Below are 15,264 nucleotides of genomic sequence, written 5' to 3'. Positions count from 1 at the left end.
GCTGGCCGGTCTGGCAGGCTGGAGAGGTGACTGCCCCCACTCCCCGGCGCGCGGCGCGCGTCCTGCTGCTCGACGCGGCCGGGCGGGTCCTGCTCTTCCGCGGGGTCGACCCGGCGCGCCCCGAGCACCGGTACTGGTTCACCCCGGGCGGCGGGCTGGCGGCCGGTGAGGAGACCGCCGCCGGTGCGGCCCGGGAACTGGCCGAGGAGACCGGGCTCCGGCTGACCCCCGCCGAGCTGGGCCAGCCGGTGTGGCGGGAGACGGTCGAGTTCCCGTTCGACGGGGTGTGGTACCGCCAGGAGCAGGAGTTCTTCCTGGTCCGGGTGCCCACCTGGGAGGTGGACACCACGGGCTTCGACGACATCGAACGGGCCAGCGTCACCGGGCACCGCTGGTGGTCCCGGGACGAACTGGCGGCCACCGCCGAGCGGTACTACCCGGTGGACCTGCCGGCGCTGCTGACCCGGGTGCGGGGAGGTGAGGCGGGGTGCTGACGCCGCCACGTACGGTGGTCCGCCGCGACGGCGGCCTCTACGCCCTGGAACGGGCGCTGCAACGCCGGGGCTTCCGGCACGTCGCGGGCGCGGACGAGGCCGGCCGGGGCGCGTGCGCCGGACCGCTGGTGGCCGCCGCGGCGGTGCTGCCGGAGGGCCGGCGGGGCGAGATCGACGGGCTGGCCGACTCCAAACTGCTCACCCCGGCCAGCCGGGAGCGGGTGTACGAGGAGGTGGTCGCCCGGGCCCTGGCGTACGCGGTCGTGGTGATCCCGGCCGACGAGGTCGACGCCCGGGGCCTGCACGTGTGCAACCTGGCCGCGATGCGCAGGGCGCTCGCCTCGCTGACCACCCGGCCGGAGTACGTGCTGACCGACGGCTTCCCCGTCGACGGTCTGGACGTGCCGGGGCTGGCGGTCTGGAAGGGTGACCGGGTCGCGGCGTGCGTCGCGGCGGCGAGCGTGCTCGCCAAGGTCACCCGGGACCGGATCATGGTGGAGCTGGACGCGCGACACCCGGGGTACGGGTTCGCCGACCACAAGGGGTACATCACCGCCGAGCACACCGCCGCGCTGCGGGAGCACGGCCCCTGCGCGGAGCACCGGTTCTCGTACGTCAACGTGGCGGCGGTGTCGGGCCGGGACGGGCGTCCGCCCCGCTCCCGGCGTCCGGTCGCCGTCGGCGGCCACGAGCCGATGGAGCGTTCAGGGCGGTCAGGGGGTACCGTCGGCGTGGCGTTGGGCGAGCAGCCTCGACCGCCGGTGCCGGTGGGGGAAGATGTGGTCATGGAGGGCGGAGTGCGATGAGCGCGGAAGATCTCGAGAAGTACGAGACCGAGATGGAGCTTCAGCTCTACCGGGAGTACCGCGACATTGTCCGCCAGTTCTCCTACGTGGTGGAGACCGAGCGCCGGTTCTACCTGGCCAACCAGGTCGACCTGCACGTGCGGAACTCGGACGGCGAGGTCTACTTCGAGGTCGAGATGCACGACGCCTGGGTGTGGGACATGTACCGTCCTGCCCGTTTCGTTAAGAATGTCCGGGTAATGACGTTCAAGGACGTCAACGTCGAGGAGCTGGAGAAGCCGGACATCTCCCTCCCCGCCGACTCCGGCTTCGGCGGCTGAGGCCACCCGCCCGACCCGCAGGCTGATCCCCGACCACCCGACCACCGCCGTCGACCGGCCCGTCCGGTGAGCGCTGACCGGTCGTGCCACCGCCGGTGCCCTGACCCGGTCCCGCCCGTTCCACAGTGGTCGCGCCGTGACCGCTGCCGAGTGGTCGCCGTGACCGCTCCCGGCGCGGTCGGCCGGCCGGCGGCCCTCGCGGCCCGTCAGGTCACCGGACGAACTCGAACATGGTCACCCCGGACGGCAACGGGTGGGGCCGACCGGTGAGGCGGTGCGCTCCCACCGCGCTGGACATCGCCGGCCCGGTGAGGGAGAGCAGCGTGAAGTCCTCCTCGGCGAACCAGTCGCAGATCGTCGGCACCAGGTCCGGCGCGCCCCGGTGCCGGGTCCAGACGACGGTGCCGCCGGTCGCGCAGAGCTGCCGGCAGTGCCGGACCACCGCTCGGACGTCGGCGTCGGTCATGTTGCCGAAGAGACCGCAGACGAGCACGATGTCGGCGGGCACGAGATCCGCCCAGACGTCGGTGCGCGCAGCGTCGTCGCGTACCACCTCGACCCGGGTGAGCCCGGCGGCCCGGACGGCCTCGGCGGCCAGGTCGGCGTTGCGCGGGTCCAGCTCGACCAGCCGAGCCGTGACGTCGACGCCGCGCGGATGCTCCGCCAGTACGGGGATCAGGTCCCGGCCCTGCCCGGCGCAGAGGCTGACCGCCCGCAGCGGTCCGGTGGGCGCCTGGTCGAGCGCCGCGCCGATCAGCCGTCGTACCTCGGCGAGCCGGTGCGAGAGCGGGGAGTCCGGATCGTCGTAGTCGGCGTGCCAGGCGTACCAGTCGCTGTCCACCCGGCCAGCCTAGAGAGCCGGGACCGGTGGTGCCCGGACGGTCGGCCATAGCAGATCGTCGGCAGGCGTGGGTGTTCGTCCACAGGGCGTCGCGCCATCCACAGGTGACCACCTCGCCGGTGGCGTCGGCCAGCCGCGTCGGGCACGCTGCGGGCGTGACAGCCATGACGCGACGGCGACCGGTGCCGAACCGGGTCACGCTGGTGGCCCCGATGGCGGCGTTGGCGTTGACCGTTCTCCCGGGGTACGGACCGGCGGCCCATCCGGTCGTCCGGTCGTCGGCTCCCGTGCAACCCATACCGCTGCCGGTGCCCGACCCGGCACGACCAGCCGCCGGGCCGGTCTTCCGGTGGCCGCTGGACGCTCCGTCCCCTCCGGTCCGCGACTTCGCCCCACCGCCCCGGCCGTGGCTGCCCGGTCACCGGGGCGTCGACCTGGCCGCCCCGGCCGACGCCCGGGTCCGTGCGGCGGGCGCCGGGGTGGTGCTCTTCGCGGGCATGGTCGCCGGTCGACCGGTGGTCACCGTGGGACACACTGAGGGACTGCGCACCACCTACGAGCCGGTGCGACCGTCGGCGCGGGTCGGTACCCGGGTCGCCGCCGGCACACCGTTGGGGCAGCTGTCGCCGGGGCACGCCGGCTGCCCGGCACCGGCCTGCCTGCACTGGGGCCTGCGCCGGGGCGAGGAGTACCTCGACCCGCTCGCCCTGCTCGGGCCGGTCCCGGTGCGGCTGCTGCCCCTCGTCGGTGTGGCCGACGGGTCGCCCGGCGAATCGGACGGGGTCAGCGCTGGGCGAGCAGGGGTGGCAGGCGCACCGCGAGACGCTCGTACTCCTCGGCGCTGTTGTAGACCTGCCCGCAGAGGCGCAGCCAGCCGCGACCGCCCCACGCCGCCACGGAGACCTCGGTGGCGAGCCGGTCGGCGATCCGGTCCCGCAGCGCCTTCGCCCCCTCGAAGGTGGCGGCCGTCCCGGGCGGCAGCGGGACGAGTCGCATCGCCACCCCGGGTCCGCCGGGATCCGGCAGGTGGGTGGGCGCCACGCCGAGGGCGTCCCCGACCACCCGCTGGCCGTACGCCGCCAGGGCGGCGTTGTGCTCGCGCACCCGCTCCACGCCGAGGCCGCGCAGCGTGTAGAGCCCCGCCGGGGCGGCGAGCCACCCGGTGTAGTCCAGGGTCGCCTGCCACTCGACCCGCGCCGGGTAGCCGCTCTCCTGCTCCCAGGAGACCGTCAGGGGCTCGATCCGTTCCCGCCACGGCGGGCGTACCGCCAGCAGGGCGGTGCCGCGCGGAGCGTAGCCCCACTTGTGGAGGTTGCCGACCCAGAAGTCGGCACCGATGCTCTCCACACCGACCGGCAGCATGCCGGGCACGTGTGCGGCGTCGACCAGCACCGGCACCCCCTGCTCACGGGCGACACCGACGATGGCCGCGGCGGGGAACAGCCGGGCGGTGGCCGAGCTGATCTGGTCGACCACGAGCAACCGGGTCCGCCCCGGTCGCAGCCCGTTGCGGACGGTCTCCACGACTTCCTCGGCGGTGGCGCCGAGCGGCACCGGGAGGACCCGCGACGAGGCGCCCGTCCGCGCGCACTCCCGGTGCACCGAGAGGACGACGGCCCCGTAGCAGTGGTCGGTCGTCAGCACCTCGTCGCCGGGGCGCAGGCCGAGCGACTGGAGCGCCACGGCGACCCCGGTGGTGGTGTTGCCGACCAGCGTGCTGCCCTCCGGGTCGGCGCCGAGGAAACCGGCGAGGTGCCGCCGGGCGTGGGCGACCCGCTCGACCAGACCCCGGGAGAAGAAGCGGTGCGGATTCGCCTCCATCTCGTCCCGTAGCCGTTGCTGGGCCCGTTGCACCGGGAGCGGGACGGCACCGAACGCGCCGTGGTTGAGGTGGCTGACCGCCGGGTCGAGGGAGAACAGCAACCGGGCACCGGGCAGCGGGGCGGGAGGCTGCGGGACGGTCACCCGGTGATCGTAGCCCGCCCCCGGTCCGGGTTTCGGGGTTCGTGGTAGGGGCGAGGCCGGTCGGTGCGGTCCGTCGCTGCTCGCCGTGCCGTCGCCGCGCTGCCGTGCCGCGCTGCCGTGCCGCGCTGCTGTGCCGCCGCCGCCGCGTCGCCCCCGCCGTCGCCTCGCTGCCTTGCCGGGCCGCCCCGCCCGTGGCCGGCGTCCGGCCGGCGGTCAGGCGCGGGGGTGGGCCTGCCGGTAGGCGGCCCGCAGGCGCTCCACCGACACGTGCGTGTAGATCTGCGTGCTCGCCAACGAGGAGTGGCCCAGGATCTCCTGCACCGCACGCAGGTCCGCGCCGCCCTCCAACAGGTGTGTGGCCGCCGAGTGGCGCAGATCGTGCGGGCTGGTGTGGGGCAGCCCGGCGGCGTCGGCGTGGCCGGAGACGATCCGGCGGGCGGTGGTGGGGTGCAGCCGGCCGCCACGCGCGCCGAGCAGCAGGGCGTCCCCGCAGCCCGGACGGGCCAGGACCGGCCGCCCCCGCCGCAGCCACTCGTCGACGGCGCGTTGGGCCGGCAGCCCATACGGCACGGACCGTTCCCGGTTTCCCTTGCCGAGGACCCGGATCAGCCGCCGGCCGTGGTCGACGTCGCCGGTGTCCAGCCCGCACGCCTCGCTGATCCGCACACCGGTGGCGTAGAGGAGTTCCAGCAGGGCCCGGTCCCGCAGCAGCACGGCCTCGTCGTCCTCGTCGGGCCGCCGCCCGGCTGCTCCGGCTGCCGTCTCCACCGGCTCGGGCGCCCGGGCGGTGGGACGTGACCGTTCCGGCGCGGATGCGTCCGGCGCGGGCACGGACAGGTCCCGCCCGGGCCCGGACGCGTCCGGTGCGGCGTGGGAGGTGCCGGCCGGCTCCCGGCCGCTCCGGGTGTGCCGGGCCGCGTCGAGCAGCGCGGCGGCCTGGTCGACCCGGAGCACCGTGGGCAGCTCCCGCCGGGCCCGGGGACTGGCCAACGTGGCCGCCACGTCGGTCGGCAGCAGCCCGGACCGGTGCGCCCAGGCGCTGAACGTCCGCGCGGACGCGGCGCGGCGGGCCAACGAGCTGCGGGCCGCCCCCATCGTCCGCTGCTTCGCCAGCCAGCTGCGCAGCACCGTCAGGTCCACGTCGGCGGGGACGCGACCGCCCATCCGGACGGTGTGGTCGAGCAACGAGACCAGGTCGGCGACGTATGCCCGCACGGTGTGCGGCGAGCGGTCGCGCACCTGGGACAGGTGCCGGGCGAACTCGTCCACCACGTCGCGCAGCGGTGGGGGCAGCGCCTCGTGCAGGGCCCGGGTGCCGTCGTCGGCGCGGCTCACCGGCGGTCCGCCGACCGGCCTGGGACGCCACCGCCGTCGGCCGTGGTGAGCCGATCGGCGTGGGGCACGCGGGTGGGGCCGGTCCTCGACGGGTGGGGCCGGTCTCGGCCGGACCCGACCACCCGGCCGCCGGGGAGCCGACGCGCGCACCACGCCGGGATGTGGTTGTCCCGCTGCACCGGTTCAGCTTACGGTCGGAAGCAGGCGGGTGGCAGCGCGGCGGACCCGCCGGCCCCGACCGTCCGGTGCCGCCGACAGCGGCATCCCCGGTCGTGGGGCCGTCCCGGCTCGCCGGTGACGTGGTCGTCGTGCCTGACGTCCGCTCGTCGAGGTGGGGCCGGTCCGGTACGGGTCAGGCAGACGTCGACGGGCGGAGGCGGCCGGATGGGTTTGGATGTCGTGCTCTACCGGGTGGTCCGGTCCGCCGGTCCCGCCCGCCGTTGCTCCTATGTCCCGGTCGAGGTGGTGGACGACTCCGACGACGTGTTGCTGCGGCTGCTCACCCGCGCACGGGGTGGCGGACGCACGCCGCTGCTGGACCGGTTCGATCCCACCGGGGAACTCGTCGTGAGCGCCCCGGAGGCGCCCCGGCTCATGGCCGAGCTGCGCTGCCTCGCCGAGGTCGCCTCCTCCCCGGCGGAGATGACCCGGATCCGGAGCCTGGCGGCGCTCACCCGTCGGTGCATGCGGAGGCACGACGTGGAGATCCGGTTGGAGGGGGACTGACCCGCGATGCCGGCTCGGGCCCGGTCGTGGCCACCGGACAGTCGGATCCGCCCCCGGCTGCCGGACCGGCCCGCTGGTCGGTGCCGGGCGGTCCCGCGCCGGTCCCCGGGACCGGCGGGTCGCCGCGTCGCGGCGGAATCGCGTAACCGCCGTCGCGGCGCACCACCAGGCCCAGCTCCTCGAGCAGGGCGAGCTTGCGCAACGCCGTCCGGACGTCCAGCCCGGCCCGGGCGGCGAGCACGTCCGGGCCCACCACACCCCGCCGGGGCAACGACTCCCGCAGCAGCGCCGCCTCGTCGTCGAGCAGGTCGCCGGGACGGTGCGGCCCCCGGGCCGGGGGAGCGAGGTCGACACCGATCCGCCCGACCTCCTCCAGCACGTGCGGCACGCCGGTGACCAGCCGGGCCGACTCGTACTCGCGGAGCAGCTCGTGCGCCCCGACCGACATGGCCGAGGTGACCGGACCGGGCACCACCATCGCCGGACGGCCGACGGCGAGCGCCCGCCGCATGGTCTGCGTGGCCCCGCTGCGTGCCGACGCCTCCACCAGCACGCTGCCCAGGGTGGCCACGGCGATGACCCGGTTACGGATCAGGAACCGGGGACGCAGCGGCTCGGCGCCCGGCATCCACTCGCTGACCAGCAGGCCGGTCTCGGCGATCCGGTCGAAGAGGGCGCTGTTGCCCATCGGGTACGGCCGGTCCACCCCGCAGGCGAGCACCGCCACCGTCACGCCTCCGGCGTTCAACGCCCCCCGGTGCGCGGCGGCGTCGATGCCGAACGCCCCACCGGAGACCACCGTCCACTCCCGATCGGCGAGCCCGTACCCGAGTTCGGTGGCCACATGCACCCCGTACGAGGTGGCGGCCCGCGCACCGACGACCGCCACCGACCGGTCCAGCGCCTCGTCGAGCGGCCAGCCGCCGCGCACCCAGAAGCACAGCGGCGGGGCCGTCTCGGTGTCCACCCATCGACTGGCGCCGGACAGCACCAGCCGGTTCAGGTCACCGACCCGGCCCGGCCACTCGGCGTCGGCCGGGGTGACCAGGCGGGCCCCCAACCGCTCGGTACGTGCCAGGGCCTGCGCCGACACCGCCCGTGGATCGGCGGACCCGGCCCGGGCGGCCACGGCCCGACGTAGTCGTTCCTCCGGTGCGCCTCCGTCGAGCAGCAGATCGAGCGCGGCGACCGCACCGAGTTCGGCGACCAGGCGGTACACCGGCCAGTTGCCGGGCTCGGCGAGCCAGGTCAGCGCGATGCGGGCCAGCCGGTCGGCGTGGTCGTGGTCGGTCATGCCTCTTCTCCCGTCCGGAGGCCGATCGCCTCCCACACGTCGTCCCGGTCCGGACGGGCCCGGCCGTCCAGGTCGGCGATGCTCCAGGCCAGTCGGATGATCCGGTCGAAGCCCCGGGCGGAGAGCGATCCGGTGTCCAGTCGTCGGCGCAGCTCGGCGGTGTCCCCGGCGGGCAGCCGGAACGGCGGGCGGCGCAGCACCGGACCGGGCAGCTCCGCGTTGAGGCGGTGACCGACCGCCGCCCACCGTTCGGCGGCCGCCGAACGGGCCGCCGCGACCCGGGCCGCCACCACCGCCGACGGCTCGGCCACCTCACCCGTCCCCATCAGCTGGGCGGCGCGCAACGGCGGCACCGTCACCTGGACGTCGATCCGGTCCCGCAGCGGGCCGGAGAGGCGGCCGAGGTAGCGACGGCGGGCCAGCGGGCTGCACTCGCAGGCGATGTCCCCCACCGGCCGCGCGCAGGGGCAGGGGTTGGCCGCCAGCACCAACTGGATCCGCGCCGGGTATTCGGCGGCGCCCCGGGCCCGGGCGAGGTGGACGTGTCCGTCCTCCAGGGGTTGCCGCAGGGCCTCCAGCGCGCTCCGGGTGAACTCCGGGGCCTCGTCGAGGAAGAGGACCCCCCGGTGGGCCAGCGAGACCGCGCCGGGCCGGGCCAGTCCCGGACCACCCCCGATGAGAGCCGGCACGGTCGCGGTGTGGTGCGGGGCCTGGAACGGCGGCCGGCGCAGCAGCTCACCGCCGGGTGGCAGCAGACCGGCGATCGAGTGCAGTGCGGTGACCTCCAGGGCGGCCTCGTCGTCCAGCGCCGGAAGGATCGACGGGAGCCGCTCGGCGAGCATGGTCTTGCCGGTACCGGGTGGCCCGAGCAGCGCCAGGTGGTGACCACCCGCCGCGGTCACCTCCAACGCCCGGCGGGCGTATCCCTGCCCGGCCACGTCGGCGAGGTCCGGACCGGTCGCGGTGGTGGTCGCGGCGGCGGGTGGTGGTTCGGCCAGCGGGGTGCCGTCCCGGACGAAGGCCACCAGCCGGTGCAGGCTGTCGGCCGCGCGGACCCGCACCCCGGGAACCACCGCGGCCTCGGCGGCGTTCTGCACCGGCACGATCGCCCGGCTCACCCCGGCGCGGGCCGCGGCGGCGACCATCGGCAGGACGCCCCGGACCGGCCGCACCGCCCCGTCGAGCCCCAACTCGCCGAGGAGCACCACCCCCTCCAGGGGCAGCAGCGGAAGCTGGCCCGCGCTGCCGAGCAGGGCCGCCGCGATGGCCAGGTCGAAGGCCGAACCGAACTTCGGCAGTGTCGCCGGCAGCAGGTTGAGGGTGATGCGGCGGTTGGGCCAGGTCTCGCCGGAGTTGACGATCGCCGCCCGGACCCGGTCCCGGGCCTCGTGCAGCGCGGTGTCCGGCAGTCCGCTGATCGCGAGGGCGGGTAGTCCCGGCGCCAGGTCGGCCTCCACCTCCACCAGGTGCCCGGTCATCCCGACCAGGCCGACGCAGAGCACCCTGGCGTAGCTCACCGGCGGCCACCCATCTCAGAACGCACCCTTGAGGTGCTCGACGCGGGCGGCCCCGGCGGCGGAGAGGCGCACCGACACCACGTCGAAGCGCAGGTCGTCCGCGCGGGTCCCGGTCTCGGCCAGCCACCGCACGGCGAGCCCCCGCAGCCGGCGGGCCTTGGTCGGGACGACGGCCTCGGCGGGACTGCCGAAGCTGCCGTCGCGGCGGGTCTTGACCTCGCAGAAGGCGAGGACGTCGCCGTCCCAGGCGATGATGTCGATCTCGCCCTCCGGGCAGCGCCAGTTACGGGCGACCGGGCGCAGCCCCGTCCCGATCAGGTGTCGGACGGCGCACCGTTCGCCGTACGCGCCGACCGCCTGGCTTCGTCTCGTCATGCCGGCACCGTGCCTCGGCCGGGTCCGCTGCCGCAGCTCCGGACCGCCCGCCTGTGGACGACGGGGGCGGCTGTGGACAGCCGGACGATCATGCCCCGGCCGTGCTATGGCCGGCTGGCGGCGATCCCGGGCGATAGCCCGTCGATCTGTACTCCGAGTAACGAACAGGGTAGGTGAAGGTGATCTCGGAGCGGCGAATGGCGCGGGATGGTCCGTGTCACATACGGTGCCGGTCGTGGACGGACGACGGAGCTTCCCTGAAGATCAGGAGTCGCGTTGGCACTCCGGTGACCGTGGCTACGGCGAGTCCGAGTGGCACGCGGGTGGCGATGACCGCTACCGGGGTGACGACTTCCGGACGCCTGAGCAGCGCGGTGACACCGGTGAGCGACGGTACGGCGACCTGACCGATCCCCCGACGAGCCGGTATGCCGAGCCGGGCCGATACCGCGAGGACGACCCACTGGGGGTGGAGCGTTCGGACGCGGAGAGTTACCGGGCGTCTCGATCCCGACGCGCCGACTCCACGGCGAGCGGAGTCACCGGGAGTGACCTACGGGGCGAGCGTGCCTCCCGCCGTTCCCGCGAGCGGTCCGCCGGGGACGAACTGGCCTTCCGGGAGGACGTCGACTCCTTCCGGGAGGAGGTCGATGCCTTCCGGGACGATGTCGAGACGCCGGATCGGGCGCGGGTTCCGGACCCCGTGCGGCAGCCCCCGTTCGGTGGCTACCCGGTCGTCGAGCCGTCCCGCACGGGCGAGGTGGGTCGGGTCGCCGAGCCGGGCCGGCCGGTCGACGTCGGCCGGAGCGTGGACCCGGTCCGGAGCGTCGAAGCCGGACTTGGTGCCGACCACGGTCGCGGGATCGACCTGGACCGTCGGGGCGCCGATCTCGACCGTGGTCTGGACGCCGGCCGGGGCGTCGACCTGGACCGTCGGGGCGCCGATCTCGACCGTGGCGTGGACGTCGGCCGGGGCGTCGACCTGGACCGTGGTGCCGACCTGGGTCGTGGCGTCGACCTCGGCCGTGGCGACGCCGGTCGTGGCGTCGACCTCGACCGTGGTGTCGAGGCGGGCCCGGCCGTCGAGCCGCCGCATCCGCTGGAGATGCCGACCGGCCCGATGCCGCCGGTCATGCCACGTGCCGACCTGCCGCCGCCGGGCGTGGATCCGCTGGGTTACCCCGGGACGGGTGCGCTCGGTCGCCCGGGTCCCGCCGTCGGGGACGGCGTCTACCGAACCCGCCGTCCGGCGCTCGCGGTCCTTATCGCCCTGGTGGTGCTGGTCTTCGAGGTTCCCGCCCTGCGGGTGCTGCTGCACGGGCTGACCGCCGATCCGGCGCCGGTCTCCCACGTCGTCGTGGGAATCTTCCTGGTCGGCGGTCTGCCGATCTTCGGTGCCGGTCTCTACGGGCTGCGTACCGGCGGGCTGGCGCTGGCCGAGGGGAGCCGTGGCTGGCTGCGCCCGCCTACCGCGTACCTGACCGTCGGACTGGTGCTCTTCCTCGCGGCCGCGCTCGCCGCCCGCTGAGCATTCCCGCCGCCCCTACACGGCACGCGCCCGCCGCCCTTCCACGGTGCCGGCGGGCGTGCCCGTTCGTCGGCACCGGCCCTGTGGCGCCCGGCCGGCCCGCGACGTCCGTACCCGGCCGGCGCTGACCACGGCCCGTCCTGGTGCACCCCGGGGGTAGGGGGTCGGGTGGGGGCGTACACTTGTCGACTGGCGACCGCCTCGCGCGGTCGACTTCGCGCGTCCTCTCCACGGTTCCCCGTGGGGCGACGGTCCCCTGGTCCCGATGCCGATCGGGCCCACCATGACCGGCGACAAGGCGCCAGGACGCCCGGCCGCCGGCCGGGCGTGACAACCAGGGATCTTTTCGAGGAGTACCCCACCATGGCCGTCGTGACCATGCGTCAGCTGCTGGAAAGCGGTGTCCACTTCGGGCACCAGACCCGGCGCTGGAACCCGAAGATGAAGCGCTTCATCATGACCGAGCGCAACGGCATCTACATCATCGACCTGCGCCAGACCCTCGACTACATCGAGAAGGCGTACGACTTCGTGCGCAACACCGTCGCCGAGGGCGGCAGCATTCTCTTCGTCGGCACCAAGAAGCAGGCCCAGGAGGCCATCGCCGAGCAGGCGACCCGGGTCGGTCAGCCGTACGTCAACCACCGCTGGCTGGGTGGCATGCTGACCAACTTCCAGACGGTGTACAAGCGGCTCCAGCGGATGAAGGAGCTGGAGGCCCTCGGCGACCTCAGCGGCACCGCCGCCGGCTACACCAAGAAGGAGACCCTCCAGCTCTCCCGCGAGAAGATCAAGCTGACCCGCACCCTCGGTGGCCTGCGGGACATGCAGAAGCTCCCGGCCGCGATCTGGGTGGTCGACACCAAGAAGGAGCACATCGCGGTCGACGAGGCGCGGAAGCTGAACATCCCGGTCATCGCGGTCCTCGACACCAACTGCGACCCGGACGAGGTCGACTTCCCGATCCCGGGCAACGACGACGCGATCCGCTCGGCCGAGCTGCTGACCAAGGTCGTGGCCGCCGCCGTCGCCGACGGCCTGATCGCCCGTTCCGGCCGGCGTCGCGGCGCCGACGAGAAGCCCGAGGCGGGCACCGTCGGCGCCGACGAGCCGCTGCCCGAGTGGGAGCGTGAGCTGCTCGAGGAGCCGAAGAAGGCCGACGAGGAGCAGCCGGCAGCGCCTGCCGCGGAGCAGCCGGCGGCCGCCGCCGCGGAGTGACCGGACCGCCGCTCCCGCCCCGGTGGGCGGGAGCGGCGGACCCGCCGGCCGCGCCGGCTCCGCGCCGCGTCCGGTCCGCTCCCGGACGACCGGCGCCCCAGACCATCCCACCGAGCCTCAACACCGAAGAGAGAGCCATGTCCAACTTCACCGCCGCGGACGTCAAGAAGCTCCGCGACCTCACCGGCGCCGGCATGATGGACTCCAAGAAGGCGCTGACCGAGGCCGAGGGCGACTTCGACAAGGCCATCGAGATCCTGCGTGTCAAGGGTGCCAAGGACGTCGGCAAGCGGGCCGGTCGGACCGCCGCCAACGGCCTGGTCGCGCACTCCGGCAAGGCACTGCTGGAGCTCAACTGCGAGACCGACTTCGTCGCCAAGAACGACGCCTTCATCGCCCTGGCCCAGCAGCTCGTCGAGCACGGCGAGCGCAGCGACGCCGCCACCGCCGAGGAGCTGCTGGCGAGCACCATCGACGGCAAGAGCGTCGCCGACCTGGTCCAGGAGCAGTCCGCCAAGATCGGTGAGAAGCTGGTGCTGAACCGCTTCGCCAAGGTCGACGGCACCACCGCCGTCTACCTGCACCGCAAGAGCCAGGACCTGCCGCCCGCCGTCGGCGTGCTGGTGGAGTACACCGGCAAGAGCGACGAGGCGGCCGACTCGGACGCCCGGGCCATCGCCATGCAGATCGCCGCGATGCGGCCGAAGTACCTCACCCGCGACGAGGTCCCGGCCGACGTGGTGGAGTCCGAGCGGCGGATCGCCGAGCAGACCGCCCGCGAGGAGAACAAGCCCGAGGCGGCGCTGCCGAAGATCGTCGAGGGTCGGGTGAACGCCTTCTTCAAGGACTACGTCCTGGTCGAGCAGGCGTCGGTCGCCGACAACAAGAAGACGGTCAAGCAGGTGCTGGCCGAGGCCGGCATCGAGGTGACCCGCTTCCTGCGGTTCGAGGTCGGCCAGGCCTGAGCCGGTCACCGGGCGCGTCCGCGTCCGGTGGGCAGGAACGTCGAGGAGGAGGTCGCAGGTGTACGTCACAGGCACCGCGGCCTCCTCGTCACATAGGGTCGACATCGGGCAGAGACGCAGGGACGCGGCGCGCGGTATGTGCGCGAGGGGAAGGGCGGTCGGATGACGCAGGTTGTGAGTGATCGGACCCGGGCGGCGGACGATCCGACGGCACCGCCACCCGGCCGGGCCCGGCGGGTCGTGCTCAAGCTCTCCGGTGAGGTCTTCGGCGGCGGCGCGATCGGCGTCGACCCGGATGTCGTGCAGGCCATCGCCCGGCAGATCGCCACCGTGGTCCGCCGCGGCGTGCAGGTCTCCGTGGTGATCGGTGGCGGTAACTTCTTCCGGGGCGCGGAGTTGCAGAAGCGTGGCATGGACCGTGCCCGCGCCGACTACATGGGCATGCTGGGCACCGTGATGAACTGCCTGGCACTGCAGGACTTCCTGGAGAAGGAGGGCATCGAGACGCGGGTGCAGTCCGCGATCACGATGGCCCAGGTCGCCGAGCCGTACATTCCGTTGCGCGCGATCCGGCACCTGGAGAAGGGCCGGGTGGTCATCTTCGGCGCCGGCGCGGGCATGCCGTACTTCTCCACCGACACGGTGGCCGCCCAGCGGGCCCTGGAGATCCGCGCCGACGTGGTGCTGATGAGCAAGAACGGCGTGGACGGCGTCTACACCGCCGACCCGAACCTCGACCCCACCGCCAGCAAGATCGACTCGATCACCTTCTCCGAGGCGCTGCGCCGCAACCTCCGGGTGGCCGACGCCGCCGCGTTCAGCCTCTGCATGGAGAACGGTCTGCCGATGCTGGTCTTCGGCGCCCAGGGTGAGGACACCATCATCCGTGCGGTGGCCGGCGACCGGATCGGCACGCTGATCACCGCCTGACCGGCCATCGACACGACAGGCCCACAACGAGCACAAGAAGGAGGCGAGGGGACAGGTGATCGACGACACCCTCCTCGAGGCCGAGGAGAAGATGGAGCGTGCGGTCGAGCACGCCAAGGAGGAGTTCGGCGCGATCCGCACCGGGCGGGCCACTCCGAACATGTTCTCCAAGGTCATCATCGACTACTACGGCACCCCCACGCCGCTGACCCAGATGGCCTCGGTCGCGGTCCCCGAGCCGCGGATGGCGATCATCAAGCCGTACGACAACTCGCAGCTCGGCGCGATGGAGAAGGCGATCCGGGACTCCGACCTGGGCGTCAACCCCAACAACGAGGGCAACCAGCTGCGCATCCTGCTCCCGCAGATGACCGAGGAGCGCCGGCGCGACATGATCAAGGTCGCCCGGCAGAAGGGTGAGGAAGCCAAGGTGGCGATCCGCAACGTGCGCCGCCGGGGCAAGGAGGAGCTGGACCGCATCGTCAAGGACGGCGAGGCCGGCGAGGACGACGGTCGCCGCGCCGAGAAGGAACTCGACGACCTCACCCAGCGGTACGTCGCCACCGTCGACGAGCTGGTCAAGCACAAGGAAACCGAGCTGCTCGAGGTCTGACCGGCGCCGGGACGGCCGCTGCTCCGTCCGCGCCGCCCGGCACCGGTGTGTCGTCCGCCCCGGCGGCGGCGGACACCGGTGCCGTCGGCTGTCCGGCCCCGGGGGCCGGTCGTGCCTGGAGTGCTCAGGCCCCGCCGGGTCGCACCCGGAGTACGGCAGGCCTCGTCTGCGGGAGTGCGCGGCCCGCAGGTGCAGTAGGCTCGGCTCGATTCGCCACTGCCGGAGCGTGAACAGTGGGAATCTCCCGGCCGTCGGGCGGGAGTACCGGACGGACAACAGTCGCGTGCAGGGGATGGTCTTGGTCTTGCGTCTTGTGGTGGAACTCGCGTCGCACCCG

Annotated in this window: 14 protein-coding genes and 3 pseudogenes; 10 read left to right on the top strand and 7 right to left on the bottom strand. The window is 74.1% G+C overall.

The window, feature by feature from the left end:
- Nucleotides 1–26 precede the first annotated feature (26 nt).
- From GA0070618_RS02585 to GA0070618_RS02575, 3 genes are read left to right on the top strand one after another with little or no spacing between them, the layout of a single operon-like run.
- Nucleotides 27–494, top strand: coding sequence for an NUDIX hydrolase (locus GA0070618_RS02585; RefSeq protein WP_088980188.1), 468 nt, complete (start codon nt 27–29; stop codon nt 492–494).
- On the top strand, nt 488–1,300 hold the full coding sequence (locus GA0070618_RS02580; protein ID WP_088980187.1) for a ribonuclease HII: 813 nt from the start codon (nt 488–490) through the stop codon (nt 1,298–1,300). Before GA0070618_RS02585 ends, GA0070618_RS02580 begins: the two co-directional genes overlap by 7 nt.
- Complete coding sequence (locus GA0070618_RS02575) at nt 1,297–1,620, top strand: DUF2469 domain-containing protein (protein ID WP_007075222.1); 324 nt, start codon at nt 1,297–1,299, stop codon at nt 1,618–1,620. Before GA0070618_RS02580 ends, GA0070618_RS02575 begins: the two co-directional genes overlap by 4 nt.
- Nucleotides 1,621–1,831: 211 nt before the next feature.
- On the opposite strand, the gene GA0070618_RS02570 is transcribed toward GA0070618_RS02575, so the two are convergent.
- A complete protein-coding gene (locus tag GA0070618_RS02570; protein WP_088980186.1) occupies nt 1,832–2,461 on the bottom strand; it encodes a class I SAM-dependent methyltransferase in 630 nt (209 codons plus the stop codon).
- Nucleotides 2,462–2,673: 212 nt separating this feature from the next.
- Between GA0070618_RS02570 and GA0070618_RS02565 the strand changes: the two are divergent.
- Nucleotides 2,674–3,210 (top strand): annotated as a pseudogene (locus GA0070618_RS02565) (M23 family metallopeptidase); the annotation flags it as partial.
- Between the two features lie 34 nt (nt 3,211–3,244).
- Here the strand turns inward: GA0070618_RS02565 and GA0070618_RS02560 are convergent.
- On the bottom strand, nt 3,245–4,426 hold the full coding sequence (locus GA0070618_RS02560; RefSeq protein WP_088980185.1) for an aminotransferase class V-fold PLP-dependent enzyme: 1,182 nt from the start codon (nt 4,424–4,426) through the stop codon (nt 3,245–3,247).
- A gap of 213 nt (nt 4,427–4,639) precedes the next feature.
- The gene (locus GA0070618_RS02555) at nt 4,640–5,761 is read right to left on the bottom strand and encodes a tyrosine recombinase XerC (protein ID WP_088980184.1); all 1,122 of its coding nucleotides are present in this window, start codon (nt 5,759–5,761) and stop codon (nt 4,640–4,642) included.
- A 384-nt stretch (nt 5,762–6,145) separates the two neighbouring features.
- Here GA0070618_RS02555 and GA0070618_RS02550 point away from each other — a divergent pair, with 384 nt between their 5' ends.
- Entirely contained in the window at nt 6,146–6,487 is a 342-nt protein-coding gene (locus tag GA0070618_RS02550; protein WP_088980183.1) for a hypothetical protein, read from the top strand.
- Nucleotides 6,488–6,539: 52 nt separating this feature from the next.
- On the opposite strand, the pseudogene GA0070618_RS02545 reads toward GA0070618_RS02550, so the two are convergent.
- The 4 genes and pseudogenes from GA0070618_RS02545 to GA0070618_RS33870 all read right to left on the bottom strand — a co-directional run.
- Nucleotides 6,540–7,781, bottom strand: a pseudogene (locus tag GA0070618_RS02545) (DNA-processing protein DprA); the annotation flags it as partial.
- The gene (locus GA0070618_RS02540) at nt 7,778–9,298 is read right to left on the bottom strand and encodes a YifB family Mg chelatase-like AAA ATPase (protein ID WP_088980181.1); all 1,521 of its coding nucleotides are present in this window, start codon (nt 9,296–9,298) and stop codon (nt 7,778–7,780) included. The gene GA0070618_RS02540 and the pseudogene GA0070618_RS02545, both read right to left, overlap by 4 nt.
- A 15-nt stretch (nt 9,299–9,313) precedes the next feature.
- Nucleotides 9,314–9,673, bottom strand: coding sequence for a YraN family protein (locus tag GA0070618_RS02535; protein WP_088980180.1), 360 nt, complete (start codon nt 9,671–9,673; stop codon nt 9,314–9,316).
- 553 nt (nt 9,674–10,226) lie between these two features.
- On the bottom strand, nt 10,227–10,769 hold the full coding sequence (locus tag GA0070618_RS33870) for a hypothetical protein (RefSeq protein WP_170107883.1): 543 nt from the start codon (nt 10,767–10,769) through the stop codon (nt 10,227–10,229).
- On the opposite strand from GA0070618_RS33870, the pseudogene GA0070618_RS02525 reads away from it, so the two are divergent.
- The 5 genes and pseudogenes from GA0070618_RS02525 to frr all read left to right on the top strand — a co-directional run.
- A pseudogene (locus GA0070618_RS02525) lies at nt 10,677–11,201 on the top strand (hypothetical protein); the annotation flags it as partial. The gene GA0070618_RS33870 and the pseudogene GA0070618_RS02525 sit on opposite strands and share 93 nt — an antisense overlap.
- A gap of 363 nt (nt 11,202–11,564) precedes the next feature.
- A complete protein-coding gene (gene rpsB, locus GA0070618_RS02520; RefSeq protein ID WP_088980179.1) occupies nt 11,565–12,419 on the top strand; it encodes a 30S ribosomal protein S2 in 855 nt (284 codons plus the stop codon).
- A 137-nt stretch (nt 12,420–12,556) separates the two neighbouring features.
- Nucleotides 12,557–13,384, top strand: a complete 828-nt coding sequence (gene tsf / locus GA0070618_RS02515) for a translation elongation factor Ts (protein WP_088980178.1) — start codon at nt 12,557–12,559, stop codon at nt 13,382–13,384.
- Nucleotides 13,385–13,546: 162 nt separating this feature from the next.
- Nucleotides 13,547–14,314, top strand: a complete 768-nt coding sequence (gene pyrH / locus GA0070618_RS02510) for a UMP kinase (RefSeq protein WP_088980177.1) — start codon at nt 13,547–13,549, stop codon at nt 14,312–14,314.
- A gap of 55 nt (nt 14,315–14,369) precedes the next feature.
- A complete protein-coding gene (gene frr / locus GA0070618_RS02505; RefSeq protein ID WP_088980176.1) occupies nt 14,370–14,927 on the top strand; it encodes a ribosome recycling factor in 558 nt (185 codons plus the stop codon).
- Nucleotides 14,928–15,264: the final 337 nt, after the last annotated feature.

Source organism: Micromonospora echinospora (assembly GCF_900091495.1).
Taxonomy (GTDB): Bacteria; Actinomycetota; Actinomycetes; order Mycobacteriales; family Micromonosporaceae; genus Micromonospora; species Micromonospora echinospora.
This window is presented reverse-complemented; position numbering and strand designations above follow the sequence as displayed.